A 14,357-nucleotide genomic window follows, 5' to 3' on the forward strand; every position below is an offset into this window, starting at 1 on the left:
CGATTTCGGTGCGAAAATGGGGCAGGGGAAAGTTGAAGCGCTGGCGCCGGGCCGGGCTTCTTTCGATGGGCTGGCCGTGGCGTTGGTCATCTTCATCATGTTCAGCTGGGGGCTTAATCAGGTTGCCGTGAAGATAGGCAATCAGGGTTTCAATCCGATGCTGATGGCCGCCGGGCGTTCCGCTCTCGGCGGCATATGCGTGTTTTTCTGGTGTTTCTGGCGACGCATTCCGCTGTTCAGAAATGACGGAACCCTGCTGCCGGGCATTCTTGCCGGACTGCTGTTTGGCACCGAGTTTGTGCTGATTTTTCTCGCGATGGACCTCACCAGCGTCAGCCGCGTGACACTGATGATGAATGTCATGCCGTTCTGGGTGGCGATCGGCAGCCATTTCCTGCTCGGCGAGCGCATGTCGGTCCGGGCGTTCATCGGCATGTGCGTGGCGTTTCTGGGTGTGTTTGTGGTGTTTTCTGATCATGTCAGCCGACCGGGGCCCTATGCGTTCTATGGCGATTTGCTGGCGCTTGTTTCGGGCATTCTCTGGGGGCTGACCACGCTGGTCATCAAGCGCAGCAAACTCGCTTATGCCGTTCCTGAGAAAATCCTGCTGTATCAGCTGGTCGTTGCCACGTTGGTGCCGCTACCGTTTATCGGCCTTGCCGGCCCACTCGTGCGCGATCCGAATGTTCTTTCGGTGATCTCGCTGCTGTTTCAGTCCTTTTTTGTGGTCGCATTCACCTATCCGCTCTGGTTCTGGATGGTGAATCGCTATCCGGCGTCGAAGCTTTCCAACTTTGCCTTTCTCACGCCAGCCTTCGGCGTGTTGCTGAGCGGTATTGTGCTCGGCGAGGCCTTGAGCTGGAAGATATTCGCAGCCTTGATCCTGATCGGTCTTGGCTTGACAATCATCAATCGACCGGCAAAGGCGGCAGCAGCACGATGAAACTTGTTCTTTTCGATTGCGACGGCACTTTGGTCGATAGCGGTGATTTCATCCATCGCTGCATGGCGGAAAGTTTTGCCGATGCGGGGCTGACGCCACCGGAACAAGCCCAGACGCATTCCATCATCGGTCTGTCGCTTCCGTTGGCCATTGCGCGATTGCTGGGCCGCGAGCCGGATGAACAGGTCAATTGGTTGACGCAGCGCTACAAGGATAATTTCGTGCGACTGCGGCAGGCGCCGGATTTCTCGGAGCCGCTCTATGACGGCATTCTGCCGCTTCTGACCGAACTCGGCGAGCGGGACGATCTTTTGTTGGGGATCGTCACGGGCAAATCGCGTCGCGGCGTCCATGCGGTGTTCGAACGCCATGGCATCGGCAAGCATTTTCTGGTCATTCGCACGGCGGACGACTGCCCGTCCAAACCCCATCCGGCGATGGTGCTTGAATCCTGCGCGGAAATGGGGATAGAACCCGACCGAACCATTGTTATCGGCGATGCGATTTACGATATGCAGATGGCGCGCTCGGCAGGAGCCATGGCGGCGGGCGTGTCATGGGGTTATCATGACCGGCATGCGCTCGTCGAAGCCGGTGCGCACCACATATTGGCTACGCCGCACGACCTTCATCCGCTGCTGAAAGCAATGGATGCACTTTAAAAAGTTGGAAAGACCCCATGCGTGATACTTTAAGCGATCTTGAAGCCGGAAAGCAGCTTTCCGACGAGAATCCCATCATACGAGCGCAGAAGCTGATGCAGGCGCAACTGCCGAAGCGGTTCTATGAGCAGGTGGCAGTCGCTGAAGTGGAAGGTGGTTTTGCCGTTCATCTCGACGGTCGCCCGGTAAAGACACCAGCGCGCAGTCTCCTCATGCTTCCGACGGCTGCGGCGGCAGAGATAGTTGCTGAAGAATTCCGTGCGCAGGAAAAGGTTATCGATCCGGGTAAAATGCCCGCAACGCGCCTTGTGAACACGGCCATTGACGGCATCGCGCAGGACCCCCAGGCGGTGCTTGAAGACATATTGCGCTTCGCAGGCACGGATTTGCTCTGCTATCGCGCCGATGCGCCACAGGAACTGGTGTCGCGCCAGACGGCGCGGTGGGACCCGCTGATCGACTGGGCGGAAACGCTAGGCGCGCGCTTTACGCTTGCCGAAGGCGTGATGCATGTGGAGCAGTCGCGTGAGGCGATTACGGCATTTGGCATTCATCTGTCCGCATTCACCGATCCGATTGCGCTTGCGTCGCTCCATACGATGACGACGCTAACCGGCTCGGCCATCATTGCACTGGCCATCGCCAAGGGCGAAGTATCCGCCGAAGACGGCTGGGCACTGGCGCATATCGACGAAGACTGGACGACCGAACAGTGGGGCGAAGACGCGGAAGCGGCTGCACGGCGCAAGGCGCGCGCGGTCGAAATGATGATCGCAGCGCGGGTACTCAAGGCGCTTTGAGCCAACTGAAACTATTTCTCAAATAGTTTATCCAAAGCATTGATTACAAAAAGAAAACCCGGCCATAAGGCCGGGTTTTCTTTTGCGCGTTTTTAAAAACGCGTCGTTCCCCTCGGTAACTCATGGAATGGCGGGAGCGCAAGCGCTCCCGCATCTCCGTTATTAGACCGAGTAGTACATGTCGAATTCGACCGGATGCGGGGTCATTTCGTAACGCATCACTTCGGCCATCTTTAGTTCGATGAACGAGTCGATCTGGTCGTCGGTGAACACCCCACCGGCCTTGAGGAATTCGCGATCCTTGTCGAGCGACTGGAGCGCTTCACGAAGCGAGCCGCAAACGGTCGGGATCTTCTTCAGTTCCTTTGCCGGCAGGTCATACAGATCCTTGTCCATGGCCTGGCCGGGATGGATCTTGTTCTTGATGCCGTCGAGGCCAGCCATCAGCAGCGCTGCGAAGCAGAGATACGGATTGGCAGCCGGGTCCGGGAAGCGGACTTCAAGACGCTTCGACTTCGGCGAGGAGCCGAAAGGAATACGGCAGGAAGCCGAACGGTTGCGTGCCGAATAGGCCAGCAGAACCGGAGCTTCATAGCCCGGAACCAGACGCTTGTACGAGTTGGTCGACGGGTTGGTGAATGCGTTCACAGCCTTGGCATGCTTGATGACGCCGCCGATGAAGAACAGGCAGTTTTCCGACAGACCGGCATATTCATTGCCAGCAAAGGTCGGCTTGCCGTCTTTCCAGATCGAGAAGTGAACGTGCATGCCCGAGCCGTTGTCGCCGAAAATCGGCTTCGGCATGAAGGTTGCGGTCTTGCCATAGGCATTGGCAACCTGATGCACGACATACTTGTAGATCTGCATCTTGTCGGCGTTGCGAACGAGCGAGTCAAACTTGACGCCGAGTTCGTGCTGGGCCGATGCCACTTCGTGGTGATGCTTTTCAACTGTTACGCCCATTTCCGTCAGAACGGTGAGCATTTCGGAACGCATGTCCTGGCAGCTGTCGATCGGCGGAACCGGGAAATAGCCGCCCTTGACGCGCGGACGGTGGCCGAGATTGCCGGTTTCATAGTCGGTGTCGTCGTTGGACGGCAGTTCGGTGGAATCGAGCTTGAATCCGGTATTGTACGGATCTGCCTTGTACTTGACGTCGTCGAAGACGAAGAATTCAGCTTCCGGGCCGACATAGACCGTGTCGCCGATACCGAGCGACTTCATGTAGGCTTCTGCCTTCTTTGCGGTCGTGCGCGGATCGCGGCTGTAAGCCTCGCCCGAGATCGGCTCGAGAATGTCGCAAAGAATGACCAGCGTGGACTGGGCGAAGAACGGGTCGATATGGGCCGTCGCCGGATCAGGCATCAGAACCATGTCGGATTCGTTGATGGCCTTCCAGCCGGCGATCGAGGAGCCGTCAAACATGACGCCGTCAACGAACATTTCTTCGTCAACGAGGCCGATATCCATCGTAACGTGCTGGAGCTTGCCCTTCGGGTCGGTGAAGCGAAGGTCCACAAACTTGATGTCGTTGTCTTTGATCTGTTTCAGAATATCGTTGGCGGTCGTCATTTTAATTCCCTGTTTGCACGACGAAGGAGAGGTATGCAGGTGTTAATCAGATGGCATCGACGCCGGATTCACCGGTGCGGATACGAATGACTTCTTCAATGTTGGAGACGAAAATCTTGCCGTCGCCGATGCGACCCGTCTGGGCTGCCTTGCGGATGGCTTCAATCGCGTTGTCCACGGTTTCATCCGCTACAATGACTTCGACTTTCACCTTGGGAAGAAAGTCGACGACGTATTCGGCACCGCGGTAAAGCTCGGTATGACCTTTCTGTCGTCCAAAGCCCTTGGCTTCGATGACAGTGATGCCTTGCAAGCCGACTTCCTGAAGGGCTTCCTTCACTTCATCGAGTTTGAAGGGCTTAATGATGGCTTCGATCTTTTTCATCAGAGAATGGTCTCCGCTTTTCTTCAGAAATGAGCGTTGTGCCCGTTTCACTGTTGGAGAAGCATGAAGCGTGCCAGTTTGAAAAAACTAGGCAAAATTTTCTCTTCTCTTCCATTTCCTTAGCAGAGTGGCACTAAAGGCGGCACCTTTGCAAGGAGGTGCCTATCGTTGGGGTGTGGAAGAGCTATCCTGATATTGAATGTATGATTAAAAAGTAATCAATTTGCGACAAATATAGGCTCTCTTGCACAAAGCGCTCTGCCGCGTGTTTAATCACCGCGAAATCCGTCTTACGAAACAGGTGCGCGATGTTGGAATTGCTAAACCCCGATGAAATGGCAGCCGCGGACCGCTGGACCATGGATAACGGGGTGCGTGACGGCTTTTCGCTGATGCTGGCGGCGGGGCGGGCGGTGGCGGAAGTCGCACAACGCATGTTCGCCGACAAAGGGCCGGTCGCGGTTTTATGCGGACCGGGCAATAATGGCGGTGACGGTTATGTCGCAGCGCAATATCTTCTGGAAGCGGGTTTCGAGGTCGTGTGCTTCAGCGTCGCGCCGCCGCGAAAAGGCAGCGACGCGCTTCGTGCCTCGCTGTTTCACAAGGGCGAGGTGCGCAGCATCAACGAATTTTCGCCCGCCAGTTTTTCCGGTGTCATCGATGCCATTTACGGTGCAGGACTGACGCGTGAGGTTCATGGGGCCGAAGCCGTGGCCATCGACGCGATCAACGCATCAGACATTCCGGTTATCGCCGTCGATCTGCCAAGCGGCGTGTCGGGCGCCAGCGGGCAACTCCTGGGCGCGGCGGCCAAAGCGCGGGCAACCGTCACATTTTTCCGCAAGAAACCCGGCCATTTGCTGCAGCCGGGCAGGGCGTTATGCGGCGTTCTGCATGTGGCGGATATCGGCATTCCAGACCGTGTGCTGGACACGATCCGCCCGCAGGCGCACGAAAATGCTCCCGCTTTATGGGTGGATAGCTTGCCTGCCTTGAACGTCAATGCGCATAAATATAGCCGCGGACATGTCGCCGTCTTTTCTGGTGGCATGCACGCGACGGGCGCAGCGCGGCTGTCGGCACTGGCTGCGGCCAGAAGCGGCGCGGGAGCCGTAACGCTGTTGTCGCCACCGGATGCCGTGCCAATCAATGCGGCGCATGTCACCAGCATCATGGTGCGCGAAACCCGCAGTGCCAGCGATGTACGGGAGTTCATCGCAGATCGAAAAGTCGCGGCGGCTGTGCTCGGCCCCGGTTACGGAAACGCAGCATTCGCACGCCAGCATGCCCTGATGCTGGGCGGGCGCTCGGCCTCGGCATTTCCGGCGCTCAATGGGCTGGTGCTTGATGCGGATGGCATAACGGCATTCGAAAAGAATCCGCGAGAATTGTTTGAGGCGCGAAAAGGCGCGGCGACAGCGCTTGTTTTGACGCCGCATGAGGGAGAATTCCGTCGGCTCTTCCCGGATGTGGCCAAGGATGATGCGTCAAAGCTCGATAAGGCCCGTAAGGCGGCTACCCTTGCCAATGCGGTGGTGATCTATAAGGGGCCGGATACGGTCATCGCCGCCCCGGATGGTCGCGCCGCGATCAATGCAAATGGAACGCCGTTTTTGGCGACCGCCGGTTCCGGCGATGTTCTGGCAGGCATTGTGGCCGGTCTGTTGGCGCAGAGAATGTCGCCCTTCGAGGCAGCCTGTGCGGCAGTCTGGGTTCATGCCGATGCGGGACGGCGCTTCGGTCACGGATTGATCGCTGAAGACTTGCCCGAGCTGCTGCCCGCCGTCTGGTCGGCCTTGGCGGTTGCAGCAAGGAGCTAAGGATCATCGGTGACGGGAACCGCCTCTGCCGGTGCCGACATCGATGATGATATCGCCCGAGACAGAGACATCGGTATTGCCGACCCGAAAATTCTTCCAACTGCCTGCTGGCGTTCCATCCGGCTCCGGGGCGGGCGGCGGAGCCGAGACGAGCGGCTTTTGCGGTTCAACGCCCGGAAGGCCGGGCGCGGATTTTTCCTGAGCGAAAGCGCCTGATGCCATAGCGGTTGAAAAAGCCAGCGTAACAAACTGAGAAACTGTATTTTTCACCGTTCTCGATCCTTTCAGACGGGGTCTGCAACCGCGTCGATCAGCTGTTCAGCCATTTCGAGGGTGAATTCGTCATAATGCGAAATCACCCGGCTCGGTTCGTAATGCTGGACCGGAAGGTCAGTATAACCGAAATCGACGGCTACCACAGGAATGCCCGCAGCCTTGGCCGTGTCGATATCCGTGCGGCTGTCGCCGACCATCAGAGCGCGATCACGATTGCCGCCAGCGCGCGCAATGGTGTCGGTCAGATGGCGCGGGTCCGGCTTGCGCCAGGCGAAAGTGTCCGCGCCGCAGATGGCGGCAAAGCGCGCGGCTTCGCCCATTGACGTCAACAGCTTGACCGAAAGAGATTCGAACTTGTTCGTGCAGACAGCCAGTTCGAAGCCATGCGCCTGAAAGCGGTCGAGCGCTTCCAGTACCCCGGGGAATAACACGGAATGTCCGGGCATGTTGTCCGCATAATGCTCGCGAAACTCTTCCACCAACTGGTCGAGGCGCGTGTCATCGATCTGCGTCTGCTGCGCCGCGAAAGCGCGTTCGATCATGGTGCGTCCGCCCTGACCGACAAACCGGCGCAACGCTGCCCGATCGGCGGCCTTGAGACCGGAAATGGACAGGCAGTGATTGAGGCTGTCGAGAAGGTCCGGCGCGGTATCGACGAGTGTGCCGTCGAGATCGAAAACGATGATGGGCTTGGCACTGGCAACGGACATAATGTCTCTTTCGGATAGATGAGGTCAGGCATACGTAACCGATAGCGTGCAACGGCTCAAGGGCAGGTAGTCCGGTCGCGCAGATGTGAAATTCTGCGTCATATTTAAATAGATGCTTTGTTGTCATGCCTGCGCATGCTAGACGCGAACCGAATTGGGACGAGAATCCGCCGGTTCAACCCGGAGGATATGCTAGGATTTCTTTCATGGACGAAGCACGCAAGCTGAAGATCGCCGCCGCAGCCGAGGCGCTGACGCATGTCAAGGATGGTATGCGTCTTGGCATCGGCACGGGCTCCACGGCAGAAGAATTCGTGCGTCTGCTGGCCGAAAAAGTGCAGGGCGGCTTCAAGATCGTCGGCGTGCCGACCTCTGAACGCACCGCCAGCCTGTGTCAGGAACTGGGCGTTCCGCTGACGACGCTGGAAGAAACTCCGCATCTCGATCTGACCATTGACGGCGCGGACGAAGTCGATTCCGAACTGTCGCTCATCAAGGGCGGCGGCGGCGCGCTGTTGCGCGAAAAGATCGTGGCCGCAGCCTCGGACGCCATGATCGTCATTGCCGACCAATCGAAAGTTGTGGAAACCCTGGGTCGTTTTCCGCTGCCCATCGAGGTCAACCGCTTCGGTCTTGGCGCCACGATGCGCGCAATCCAGGCGGCAGCCGCGAAATGCGGCCTTGCAGGCCCGCTGAACCTGCGCTTAAAAGATGGTTCGCCTTTTGTAACGGATGGTGGACACTACATCGTCGATGCATCTTTTGGCCGCATTCCCGAGCCAAAGACACTATCTGACGCTCTCTTCGCCATTCCCGGCGTCGTCGAGCATGGACTTTTCATCGGGCTGGCGCGTGCGGCAGTAATTGCAGGCACCGACGGCATCCGAACCCTGAACCGGTCTTGAACTGCCAGTGCTATTACTGGTGTTGAACTGATTGAACGGAGTATTGAGCATATGATCCCGGCAACTGGCTTTCGTCGTCTGATTGCACCGCTTTCCGTATTCGCCCTGATGGCCGGCGTTCATGCGGCTTCGGCGCAGGAAATCACTGATGCCCATCTGCAGGCTGCCCGCGAAGCGATCTCCGCGATCCACGCGACCGAGCAGTTCGACGAGATTCTGCCGAACGCAGCCCGCGCGCTCAAGGGCGAGCTGATCCAGAAGGATCCCAATCTCGAAGGTCTGATCACCAAGACCGTCGATGAAAAGGCTCTGGCTCTCGCTGCCCGCCGTTCGGACCTCGAAACCGAATCCGCACGCGCTTACGCAAAGGCGTTTTCGGAAGAGGAACTGAAGGCGATCTCGACCTTCTACACCTCGCCAGCTGGCAAGAAGCTTCTGTCGGAAGGCCCGATTGTGACCCGTGAAGTCGTGAAGGCCGCCAATGTCTGGCAAAATGGTGTTGCCCGTGACCTCGCTCGCGATGTTGCAGAAGTTCTGGCCGCTCAGGCCGGTGCGGCAGCTGGCCAGCAGACGCAGCAGCCTGCACAGCAGTAAATCACGGCTCAGATCAAATAATTTGAAAGCCCGGCGACTTGGCCGGGCTTTTTCTTTTGCCTACATATCATCGTCAGTAATGCTGAAGGAGATTCCCCATGACCGGATATGACTACGACCTCTTTGTTATCGGTGGCGGTTCCGGTGGTGTGCGCGCAGGCCGACTGGCGGGCGCCATGGGGAAGAAGGTCGGTTTGGCCGAGGAATATCGCATGGGCGGAACCTGCGTCATTCGCGGCTGTGTACCGAAAAAGCTGTTTGTCTATGCCTCACAGTTTCCCGAACATTTCGAGGACGCTGTCGGTTACGGCTGGACGGTGGGCGAAAGCAGCTTCGACTGGAAGAAGCTGATCGCTGCCAAGGACAAGGAAATCGACCGTCTGGAAGGGCTCTACCGCAAGGGGCTTGAAAATTCGAAGGTCGAGATTTTTGCAAGCCGCGCGGTGCTCGTCGATGAACATACGGTCGAGCTTAAGGCTGATGGACGACGCGTTACTGCTGAACATATTCTGATCGCCACCGGCGGACGTCCGAACCCGCACGCGGCTCTGCCCGGCCATGAGCTTTGCATCAGCTCGAACGAGGCTTTTCATCTGGATGAATTGCCAAAGGCAATTGTCATCGCTGGCGGTGGCTATATCGCGGTCGAATTCGCCAATATCTTCCATGGTCTCGGCGTGGAAACCACACTTGTCTATCGCGGCAAGGAAGTCCTGAACGGTTTCGACGGCGATGTTCGCCATTTGCTGCATGAAACCATGGAAGCCAAGGGTATTCGCATCATTTGTGAGGCGGTTTTCGAGAAGGTTACGAAGCAGGCAAACGGCCTGTTGTCGATTGCCCTGTCGAATGGCGAGACGCTCGAAGCCGGACAGGCGATGCTGGCGCTTGGCCGCATGCCCAACACGGAAGGACTCGGCCTTGAAACCGCTGGCGTGAAGTTGGACAAGCTCGGCGCCGTGGAAGTGGATGACTATTCGCGCACCAGCACCGCCAATATCTGGGCGGTCGGCGATGTCACCAACCGCGTGCAGCTGACGCCGGTGGCCATTCACGAGGCAATGTGCTTCCTTGAAACAGTTTTCAAGGACAATCCGACCAAGCCCGATCATGAATTGATCGCAACGGCTGTCTTTTCCCAGCCCGAAATTGGCACTGTCGGTTTGACCGAGGAAGAGGCAGCGAAGAAATATCCGGAAGTCGAAGTCTATCGCGCCTTGTTCCGTCCGATGAAGAACACGCTTTCGGGCCGCAACGAAAAGATGCTGATGAAGATCGTCGTCGATGCCAAAAGCCGCCGCGTCCTGGGCACCCATATTATGGGACCGGATGCCGGTGAAATGGCGCAGCTTCTGGGGATTTCGCTGAAGGCTGGCGCGACCAAGGATGATTTCGACCGCACCATGGCCGTGCATCCGACCGCCGCCGAAGAACTGGTCACGATGTACAAGCCAAGTTATCGCGTCGTAAATGGCGAAAAGGTCGAAGGCTGACCCTTTCGCCGCAGGCGAATATCATTAACGATTATTGCTGGTATAAAACCCGCGCGTGCATTATATCAGCGCGACCCACGCACGCCGGGATTAGACATGTGGCTGGCATCTTCTTCAGGTGCAGACTGCATGATTGGAATTCCGGCTTTCGTGTAAGGAGGATATAATCCGAGGATTATCGAGCGGATAACGCAAAACAGGTGCTCTAATGACGAAGAACTGGACCCCGCATTCCTGGAGAAACAAACCGATCAAGCAAGTGCCGTTTTATCCGGACGCACAGGCTCTGACCGACGTTGAGGCCCGTCTTCGCACCTATCCGCCTTTGGTTTTTGCAGGCGAGGCGCGCAAGCTCAAGCAGCAGCTGGCCGCTGTGGCGGAAGGCAAGGCATTTCTGCTTCAGGGCGGCGATTGCGCCGAAAGCTTCGCTGAACATGGCGCGGACAATATTCGCGACTTCTTCCGCGTGTTCCTGCAAATGGCCGTCGTTCTCACCTTCGGTGCTTCCAAGCCGGTGGTGAAGGTTGGTCGTATTGCCGGTCAGTTCGCCAAGCCGCGTTCGACGGACATGGAAACGAAGGATGGCGTCGAGCTGCCATCCTACCGTGGCGACATCATCAACGGCATCGATTTCGACGCAGCCTCGCGCACGCCCGATCCGCAGCGCCAGGACATGGCTTACCGCCAGTCCGCAGCAACGCTGAACCTGCTGCGCGCTTTTGCGCAGGGCGGCTATGCCAATCTGGAAAACGTGCACCAGTGGATGCTCGGCTTCGTCGGCAAGAGCCCACAGGCGGAACGTTACACGGCTCTGGCGCAGCGCATTTCGGAAACGATGCACTTCATGCGCGCTATCGGCATCACGTCTGACAGCAACCATTCGCTGCGCGAGACTGACTTCTACACGAGCCATGAAGCGCTGCTACTCGGCTATGAAGAAGCGCTCACCCGCGTCGATTCCACGTCGGGCGACTGGTATGGCACGTCTGGTCACATGATCTGGATCGGTGATCGCACGCGTCAGGCCGACCATGCGCATATTGAATATTGCCGCGGTATCAAGAACCCGCTCGGTCTCAAGTGTGGCCCGTCCTTGCAGCCGGATGACCTCATTCGTCTGATCGACCTGCTCAACCCGGAAAACGAAGCTGGCCGTCTGACGCTTATTGCGCGCTTCGGCTACGACAAGGTGGGCGATCACCTGCCGCAGCTCATCCGCGCTGTCGAAAAGGAAGGCCGCAAGGTCGTCTGGTCCTGCGATCCGATGCATGGCAATACGATCACCGCTGGCGGCTACAAGACGCGTCCGTTCGACCGCATTCTCAAGGAAGTGGAATCCTTCTTCGCGATCCATCGCGCCGAAGGCACGCATCCGGGCGGTATCCATGTCGAAATGACCGGCAAGAACGTCACGGAATGCACGGGCGGCGCCCGCGCCATCTCCGCAGACGATCTTCAGGATCGCTACCACACGCATTGCGATCCGCGCCTTAACGCCGATCAGGCATTGGAACTGGCGTTCCTGCTGGCCGAACTCCTCAAGAAGGAGCGCGATGCGGGCACTGAAAAGCAGGTCGCAAGCGCCTGAAAGGCTCTTGGATTGCAATCATTTGGGCAGGGCGGAGGTTTCGATCTCCGCCCTGTTGCTTTTGAAGCAGAGTTGTCTAAAGCATTCTCCGGCAAAGCGCGAAATCGTGTCCATGGCTTCTGGGGGTATTTATGCAGCGCATTTTTCTGGCTTTTCTGAACTCGATGCGCGCGCTGAAATATCTCGCGGGCAATGAAAAAGCCGTGCAACAGGAACTGGTATTGTTTCTGGTCTCCTTGCCTGTCGCTTTCTTCCTTGCGCCCACATGGCTGGCCTTCCTGCTGATGACCGGCTCGATCCTGTTTCTGATGATGGTCGAAATTCTGAATACCGGCATAGAGGCGACATGCGATGCGGTGTCCCGCGATTTTCATAAGGAAATCCAGATTGCCAAGGACTGTGGTTCATTGGCCGTGCTGATCGCGATTATATTTGTTGTGGCCACATGGGGCTATATAATCATATCGTCTTTCTATTATTAAAATAAATATATTTGAATTTGAAATAGATAAAATAGCAAAAGTTCTTTCATAATTGCGGTTTTAGAAATTTCTATAATTGATATCTTCTTTCGGGTTGATTCCAGGAGATATAAATGACGAGAATAATTTATCTTTTTTTGTTTTTGGTGTTTCTAATATCGGCTGGGCTTTATTTTATTGATGCCAATGCTGCGGATACTGCACCGTCGCAGCCGAACGCACATCATTGCGATAGTTATGAAAACCTGGCGGATTATACCCGTTGTATCCTCATATCCCCGAAATAGGACGTAAACTAATTCGGGTCTTGGCAAGGCAGTTTGCCGTTGACTTGTTCAGATCGGTTGAACAATTCAGGGTTCTCTCATCGATAATTGAGACGAACGGCGCGGGGAGGCGTGCCGGTCATTGCATCCCCTCCACTCCCACGCTAAATCTTGCGCTGAAATAGTGTTGGTGAGAATCTCATTATGCTTCGTATTGCAGTCGCGCAGCTCAATCCCGTCATGGGCGATATTGCCGGAAATCTGGCCAAGGCCCGCGCGGCTCGCGTGCAGGCTGCCGACATGAAGGCCGATCTGATCCTGTTCACAGAGCTGTTCATTGCCGGTTATCCTCCTGAGGATCTGGTGCTGAAGCCATCTTTTGTCGAAGCCTGCGAGAAGGCCGTCCGAGACCTTGCAGCCGATACGGCGGATGGTGGGCCGGGCGTTATCATCGGAACCCCTCTGCGCCGCGGGAGCGGCTTGCATAATTCGGTCATGGTGCTGGATGGCGGCGAAGTGATTGCTGAGCGGTTCAAGGTCGATCTGCCGAATTACGGCGAATTCGATGAAAAGCGCGTATTCGAGCCGGGTCCGCTGCCGGGACCAGTCAATTTCCGTGGTGTGCGAATCGGTATTCCGATCTGCGAGGATATCTGGGGCGATCTCGGCGTTTCCGAAACGCTTGCCGAAAGCGGTGCAGAATTCCTTCTCGTGCCGAATGGTTCACCCTATCACCGCGCCAAGATGGACCGCCGGTATCAGGTCGTTCTAAAGCAGGTGATGCTGTCCGAACTGCCGATGCTTTACGCCAATCAGGTTGGCGGTCAGGATGAACTGATTTTCGACGGCGCATCGTTTGCTTTCAATCCCGGCAACAAGTTCCCGTGCCTGCAAATGCCGCAATTTTCGGAGCAGATCGCCATGACGATCTGGCATCGCGACGGAGACACCTGGCGTTGCGAGGAGGGCGAGAAAGCTCTACTTCCGGAAGAACTGGAGGCGGATTATTCCGCCTGCGTGCTGGGCCTGCGCGACTATGTGAACAAGAACGGTTTCAAGGATGTCGTTCTGGGTCTCTCCGGCGGTATCGACTCGGCAATCTGCGCTGCGATGGGCGTGGATGCACTGGGGCCGGAGCGTGTGCGCTGCATCATGCTGCCGTATCGCTACACGTCAGGTGAATCCCTGCAAGATGCAGCCGACTGCGCCAAGGCGCTTGGCGTACGTTACGATATCGTGCCCATTGCCGAGCCGGTTGAGGGCTTCATGAGCGCGCTTCAGCCACTATTTGCCGGTACGGACAGCGGTGTCACTGAAGAAAACCTGCAAAGCCGCGCGCGCGGCACCATCCTGATGGCCGTTTCGAACAAGTTCGGCTCCATGGTCGTCACGACTGGCAACAAGTCGGAAATGTCTGTCGGTTACGCCACGCTCTACGGCGACATGAATGGCGGCTTCAATCCGATCAAAGACGTGTACAAGATGCAGGTCTATGCGATGTCGGAATGGCGCAACAGCCATGTTCCGCAAGGCTCGCTCGGACCGGCAGGCGAGGTGATCCCGAACAACATCATCTCCAAGGCGCCGTCCGCCGAACTGCGTGAAAACCAGACCGATCAGGACAGCTTGCCGCCCTACCCGGTGCTCGACGATATTCTGGAATGTCTGGTCGAAAACGAAATGAGCAATGCCGATATTGTAGCGCGCGGCCATCCGGTTGAGACCGTGCAGCGTATCGAACATTTGCTTTATCTCGCTGAATACAAACGCAGACAATCGGCACCCGGTGTTAAGATTACCAGGAAGAATTTTGGACGCGATCGCCGTTATCCCATAACGAACCGCTTCCGCGACCGCTGAA

14 protein-coding genes are annotated in these 14,357 nt (G+C 57.0%); 10 read left to right on the forward strand and 4 right to left on the reverse strand.

Annotated elements, in window-relative coordinates:
- Positions 1-16: 16 nt before the first annotated feature.
- Genes ABWW11_RS06480 through ABWW11_RS06490 form a run of 3 tightly spaced genes read left to right on the forward strand, consistent with a single transcriptional unit; the run spans position 17 to position 2,405 of the window.
- A complete protein-coding gene (locus tag ABWW11_RS06480; RefSeq protein ID WP_124915985.1) occupies positions 17-943 on the forward strand; it encodes a DMT family transporter in 927 nt (308 codons plus the stop codon).
- Positions 940-1,605, forward strand: coding sequence for an HAD-IA family hydrolase (locus ABWW11_RS06485; protein WP_124915984.1), 666 nt, complete (start codon positions 940-942; stop codon positions 1,603-1,605). The genes ABWW11_RS06480 and ABWW11_RS06485 overlap by 4 nt, the downstream gene beginning before the upstream one ends.
- A gap of 17 nt (positions 1,606-1,622) precedes the next feature.
- Positions 1,623-2,405, forward strand: coding sequence for an ATP12 family chaperone protein (locus ABWW11_RS06490; RefSeq protein ID WP_109368911.1), 783 nt, complete (start codon positions 1,623-1,625; stop codon positions 2,403-2,405).
- A 162-nt stretch (positions 2,406-2,567) separates the two neighbouring features.
- On the opposite strand, the gene glnA is transcribed toward ABWW11_RS06490, so the two are convergent.
- Together glnA and ABWW11_RS06500 are read right to left on the reverse strand one after the other, a co-directional pair.
- Complete coding sequence (gene glnA, locus ABWW11_RS06495; protein WP_109368912.1) at positions 2,568-3,977, reverse strand: type I glutamate--ammonia ligase; 1,410 nt, start codon at positions 3,975-3,977, stop codon at positions 2,568-2,570.
- A 46-nt stretch (positions 3,978-4,023) separates the two neighbouring features.
- On the reverse strand, positions 4,024-4,362 hold the full coding sequence (locus ABWW11_RS06500; RefSeq protein WP_078338549.1) for a P-II family nitrogen regulator: 339 nt from the start codon (positions 4,360-4,362) through the stop codon (positions 4,024-4,026).
- A gap of 308 nt (positions 4,363-4,670) precedes the next feature.
- On the opposite strand from ABWW11_RS06500, the gene ABWW11_RS06505 reads away from it, so the two are divergent.
- Complete coding sequence (locus ABWW11_RS06505; RefSeq protein WP_124915983.1) at positions 4,671-6,182, forward strand: NAD(P)H-hydrate dehydratase; 1,512 nt, start codon at positions 4,671-4,673, stop codon at positions 6,180-6,182.
- 3 nt (positions 6,183-6,185) lie between these two features.
- Here the strand turns inward: ABWW11_RS06505 and ABWW11_RS06510 are convergent, their stop codons facing one another.
- Both ABWW11_RS06510 and ABWW11_RS06515 read right to left on the reverse strand, forming a co-directional pair.
- Positions 6,186-6,404 carry a hypothetical protein gene (locus ABWW11_RS06510; RefSeq protein WP_109370217.1) on the reverse strand — a complete coding sequence of 73 codons (219 nt, stop codon included), beginning with the start codon at positions 6,402-6,404 and terminating at the stop codon, positions 6,186-6,188.
- Between the two features lie 62 nt (positions 6,405-6,466).
- Positions 6,467-7,168: an HAD family hydrolase gene (locus ABWW11_RS06515; RefSeq protein WP_319080436.1), complete on the reverse strand. Its 702-nt coding sequence runs from the start codon at positions 7,166-7,168 to the stop codon at positions 6,467-6,469.
- Between the two features lie 206 nt (positions 7,169-7,374).
- Between ABWW11_RS06515 and rpiA the strand changes: the two genes are divergently transcribed.
- The 6 genes from rpiA to ABWW11_RS06545 all read left to right on the forward strand — a co-directional run bounded on the left by rpiA (position 7,375) and on the right by ABWW11_RS06545 (position 14,356).
- Positions 7,375-8,073 carry a ribose-5-phosphate isomerase RpiA gene (gene rpiA / locus ABWW11_RS06520; protein WP_319080437.1) on the forward strand — a complete coding sequence of 233 codons (699 nt, stop codon included), beginning with the start codon at positions 7,375-7,377 and terminating at the stop codon, positions 8,071-8,073.
- 51 nt (positions 8,074-8,124) lie between these two features.
- Positions 8,125-8,667, forward strand: a complete 543-nt coding sequence (locus tag ABWW11_RS06525; RefSeq protein ID WP_109368916.1) for a DUF2059 domain-containing protein — start codon at positions 8,125-8,127, stop codon at positions 8,665-8,667.
- Positions 8,668-8,765: 98 nt separating this feature from the next.
- Positions 8,766-10,160 (forward strand): glutathione-disulfide reductase, encoded by a 1,395-nt coding sequence (gor, locus tag ABWW11_RS06530; RefSeq protein WP_109368917.1) that lies wholly within the window; start codon positions 8,766-8,768, stop codon positions 10,158-10,160.
- 208 nt (positions 10,161-10,368) lie between these two features.
- Positions 10,369-11,748 (forward strand): class II 3-deoxy-7-phosphoheptulonate synthase, encoded by a 1,380-nt coding sequence (locus ABWW11_RS06535; protein ID WP_109368918.1) that lies wholly within the window; start codon positions 10,369-10,371, stop codon positions 11,746-11,748.
- A gap of 131 nt (positions 11,749-11,879) precedes the next feature.
- Positions 11,880-12,230 carry a diacylglycerol kinase gene (locus tag ABWW11_RS06540; RefSeq protein ID WP_109368919.1) on the forward strand — a complete coding sequence of 117 codons (351 nt, stop codon included), beginning with the start codon at positions 11,880-11,882 and terminating at the stop codon, positions 12,228-12,230.
- 470 nt (positions 12,231-12,700) lie between these two features.
- A complete protein-coding gene (locus ABWW11_RS06545; RefSeq protein WP_319080438.1) occupies positions 12,701-14,356 on the forward strand; it encodes an NAD+ synthase in 1,656 nt (551 codons plus the stop codon).
- Position 14,357: the final 1 nt, after the last annotated feature.

The sequence above is a fragment of the Brucella sp. NBRC 113783 genome (genome assembly GCF_040372265.1).
Lineage (GTDB): Bacteria > Pseudomonadota > Alphaproteobacteria > Rhizobiales > Rhizobiaceae > Brucella > Brucella teleogrylli.

What these genes read in the sequence shown, in the direction of transcription:
- ABWW11_RS06480 (WP_124915985.1), top strand. Translation starts at nt 17, where the DNA reads ATGGGGCAGGGGAAAGTTGAAGCGCTGGCGCCGGGCCGGGCTTCTTTC.
- ABWW11_RS06485 (WP_124915984.1), top strand. Translation starts at nt 940, where the DNA reads ATGAAACTTGTTCTTTTCGATTGCGACGGCACTTTGGTCGATAGCGGT.
- ABWW11_RS06490 (WP_109368911.1), top strand. Translation starts at nt 1,623, where the DNA reads ATGCGTGATACTTTAAGCGATCTTGAAGCCGGAAAGCAGCTTTCCGAC.
- glnA (WP_109368912.1), bottom strand. Translation starts at nt 3,977, where the DNA reads ATGACGACCGCCAACGATATTCTGAAACAGATCAAAGACAACGACATC.
- ABWW11_RS06500 (WP_078338549.1), bottom strand. Translation starts at nt 4,362, where the DNA reads ATGAAAAAGATCGAAGCCATCATTAAGCCCTTCAAACTCGATGAAGTG.
- ABWW11_RS06505 (WP_124915983.1), top strand. Translation starts at nt 4,671, where the DNA reads ATGTTGGAATTGCTAAACCCCGATGAAATGGCAGCCGCGGACCGCTGG.
- ABWW11_RS06510 (WP_109370217.1), bottom strand. Translation starts at nt 6,404, where the DNA reads ATGGCATCAGGCGCTTTCGCTCAGGAAAAATCCGCGCCCGGCCTTCCG.
- ABWW11_RS06515 (WP_319080436.1), bottom strand. Translation starts at nt 7,168, where the DNA reads ATGTCCGTTGCCAGTGCCAAGCCCATCATCGTTTTCGATCTCGACGGC.
- rpiA (WP_319080437.1), top strand. Translation starts at nt 7,375, where the DNA reads ATGGACGAAGCACGCAAGCTGAAGATCGCCGCCGCAGCCGAGGCGCTG.
- ABWW11_RS06525 (WP_109368916.1), top strand. Translation starts at nt 8,125, where the DNA reads ATGATCCCGGCAACTGGCTTTCGTCGTCTGATTGCACCGCTTTCCGTA.
- gor (WP_109368917.1), top strand. Translation starts at nt 8,766, where the DNA reads ATGACCGGATATGACTACGACCTCTTTGTTATCGGTGGCGGTTCCGGT.
- ABWW11_RS06535 (WP_109368918.1), top strand. Translation starts at nt 10,369, where the DNA reads ATGACGAAGAACTGGACCCCGCATTCCTGGAGAAACAAACCGATCAAG.
- ABWW11_RS06540 (WP_109368919.1), top strand. Translation starts at nt 11,880, where the DNA reads ATGCAGCGCATTTTTCTGGCTTTTCTGAACTCGATGCGCGCGCTGAAA.
- ABWW11_RS06545 (WP_319080438.1), top strand. Translation starts at nt 12,701, where the DNA reads ATGCTTCGTATTGCAGTCGCGCAGCTCAATCCCGTCATGGGCGATATT.